General features: G+C 60.2%; 3 protein-coding genes. 1 reads left to right on the top strand and 2 read right to left on the bottom strand.

The window, feature by feature from the left end; genetic code table 11:
- Positions 1 to 301: 301 nt before the first annotated feature.
- Entirely contained in the window at positions 302 to 853 is a 552-nt protein-coding gene (locus ACFVUT_RS37600) for an SMI1/KNR4 family protein (protein ID WP_389661277.1), read from the top strand.
- Positions 854 to 1189: 336 nt separating this feature from the next.
- Here ACFVUT_RS37600 and ACFVUT_RS37595 read toward each other — a convergent pair whose 3' ends face one another.
- Together ACFVUT_RS37595 and ACFVUT_RS37590 are read right to left on the bottom strand one after the other, a co-directional pair.
- Positions 1190 to 1930 (bottom strand): magnesium transporter MgtE N-terminal domain-containing protein, encoded by a 741-nt coding sequence (locus tag ACFVUT_RS37595; protein ID WP_389661276.1) that lies wholly within the window; start codon positions 1928 to 1930, stop codon positions 1190 to 1192.
- Positions 1927 to 2358 (bottom strand): hypothetical protein, encoded by a 432-nt coding sequence (locus tag ACFVUT_RS37590; RefSeq protein ID WP_389661274.1) that lies wholly within the window; start codon positions 2356 to 2358, stop codon positions 1927 to 1929. The genes ACFVUT_RS37595 and ACFVUT_RS37590 overlap by 4 nt, the downstream gene beginning before the upstream one ends.
- Positions 2359 to 2558: the final 200 nt, after the last annotated feature.

Here is a 2558-nt window from a genome sequence, read left to right as displayed (position 1 = left end):
CAGGTTGCTGCGACAACCCGGCGGTGAAGGTCTCTCACCTCACTCGATTCCATGGCGCCTCGTGGCGCACCCACGCGATACGACAAGCTCGCGGTCCACTACGAGGCAACCGCCTTCATCGCGGCCGTCAACGAGTGGCTGTGACCCTCGGCTGTCATGCCATGGGATCCAGGTTTCATGCCGCGGACCACACAGCCGAAGTTGTCCTCGCGCACGACGTTGCGCTTCTGGGGCGCTGCGCTGCCAGGCCGTAGGGTGCGCCGTCAGGCCGTGAGGCAGACGTTCGGAGAAAGGAATGACCATGGGGGACGTGCAGTTGGCGTGGCAGCGATTGGTGGACTGGCTGGAGACGAATGCACCGACGACTGCGTCGTCGATCCTTGCTCCCGCTCCGCCGGCAGCGATCACTGCGGCTGAGGAGCGCATGTGCGTCGTTTTCCCGGTCGAGCTTCGGACGTGGCTCCAGGCATCCGGGGCCGGCAATGACCCTGCGGGTGTCACGGAGGGGGTCGTGCCCGGCAACCGCGATTTACTGGGACTTGCGGCCATGGAGCGGACGTACCACTTCAAGATGGAGATCGAGCGCGAGGACCCGTCCGACGATCCGGAGTTTCCCTTCTGGCATGAGCAGTGGATTCCGATCATCTCGGACGATGATGCTTGTTACGGCAAGTTCCTGGATGCGCGTAGCGGTCGGATCGGTTCATTCGGCGATGGGGATGCGCCATCCTTCGGAGTTCACGAGTCTCTGACCGTTCTGTTCAGCGAGACGGTCGTCCTCATGGAGCAGATTTCTGCGGGGGCGCAGGGCGCAACTGGACGTGTTCAGGGCGGCAGGCTGATCTGGGACTGATGATCGGCGTACGCACGTAGGCCCACGGTACCGACCGACACCACGGGCTCACTGCTGTTTCTCCTCTGCTACTGCGGCTTGGATGCGTCGATCCGGTCCTGGACGCCGTCAATTACTGCACTGCTTTGGACTTCCCTCCGCGATTTGAACCTTCGCCGCGCCGTTCGAGATCCACTTCCGATACACGGTCTACAGTAGTTGTGTGCCGCTATCGGTTGGAGCGGATTGCCGCGGCCGCGCCCCTGGACCTGACGAGCACCTAGTTGGATTGGGCTATTGCCGCAGCGGAACCGAAGCGACGCTAGTTGCCACTGAAGTGTGCCAAGTCCCACGACATTAATTGATCACCCTACCCTTCCCTTGTGGCCATTCCTGCGCAATTGCTGCCGCATTGCGCCGAGAAATAACCTTCATGAGCGCGGATCTTTTGGATTTCTTCATCGCTGCCAAGATTCCCGCCGCCCTGCGGTGAGTTACGTGCTGGATTAGTGGGGCAGCGAAGTTTACGGGCATGTTGGAGAGAAGTGCAGCAGCTGGCTGCTGGGCCATTTTCTCAAACCAGACCGCCCCCTGAGGCATGCCTGCAGAAATCATCCATCGAATCGCAGCGTCCTGTGGTGCTGACGCCAACACTTTTTCGGGCTCATGAACCTTGGAGAGGATTTTCACCACACCCGCAGGACGCATTTGCAAGATCGCCAAAGCTGCACCGATTTTCTCCGGCCTCGTCTCTGCAGTGAGATATGAGAGCAAGCTGGGAGAAATAAGTTGCAGCAGTTCGGAAATTAGCCCATCACTAAGTTGGGTAAAGATCGTCGCGCCACCATCGACATACATGGCTTCAAGGCGCTTCGAAGCAGAAATGGGGCTCATGGCGGAGAGTGCAGAGGCTGCATCGACTGGATCCATATTCGCAAGCGCGTCGACAGACTGCGCGAGCGGCATGAATTCAAGCTGTTTAGCGGGATCTGCATTGTGGATGTGCATTTGGCCCTGGGCCACCTGGTAGACGCGGCCATGCCCGGATGCCGTCGCCTCCAGGCGCGTCTCCCCGCTGAAACGGTTACCGGAGGTCATGACTCTGTGATGTGCAAGGTGCCTTGGCCCACTTGGTAATTCCGGCCATTATCTGAGACATTGCTCTTCATGGTCACGGCGCCAGACCACGTCTGGCCCGTAGCCTTGAGCGCCGGAGTCAACTCTTCATTCAGCAGACGGCGGAGTTCTGAGGCGAGGCTGGGGTCAGCAGCGAGCAGACGTCGCATCTTGCGCTGCCAGTCTCCGCTAAGTTCTTCGGCAACGGCGGCATCACCCGCAGCCTGAGCGGCAAGCAACTCGTCCCGAGTCTCCACGAGTTCCGCTTCGACCACCTCGGCCGCTTCTGGGCGAGCGCGCCGCCAGAGTGCTCCAACAGCGGACTTCGCCCGAGTCCAGGAATCTGTGGCCAGCAGGGTCACCAGTGTGGTTCCCGCAGTGTTGGCGAGGGCGAGCAACTCGGCGTCCATTGGTCTCTCCCGCAAGAGATCGGCAGCATGGGGACAGCAGCCTATCGCTGGCGATGCAGTAGGGGGATGGAATGTTGCTAGTGTGGTGCACCAGAAACCATGGGTCTTAGAGCTCATAACACGATCTTGCTGAAACGTCCTGGTGGGCCGTAACCGGTGTGATGATTCGGCCGTTCGAGAAGGTGTGGGTACTCGACCGT

The sequence above is a fragment of the Streptomyces sp. NPDC058051 genome, from assembly GCF_042885475.1.
GTDB lineage: Bacteria > Actinomycetota > Actinomycetes > Streptomycetales > Streptomycetaceae > Streptomyces.
The sequence above is the reverse complement of the archived record's forward strand: the minus strand, read 5'-3'. Positions and strand labels throughout refer to the sequence as shown.

Coding starts and splice junctions, on each gene's coding strand:
- ACFVUT_RS37590 (WP_389661274.1), bottom strand. CDS start 2,358: ATGGACGCCGAGTTGCTCGCCCTCGCCAACACTGCGGGAACCACACTG.
- ACFVUT_RS37595 (WP_389661276.1), bottom strand. CDS start 1,930: ATGACCTCCGGTAACCGTTTCAGCGGGGAGACGCGCCTGGAGGCGACG.
- ACFVUT_RS37600 (WP_389661277.1), top strand. CDS start 302: ATGGGGGACGTGCAGTTGGCGTGGCAGCGATTGGTGGACTGGCTGGAG.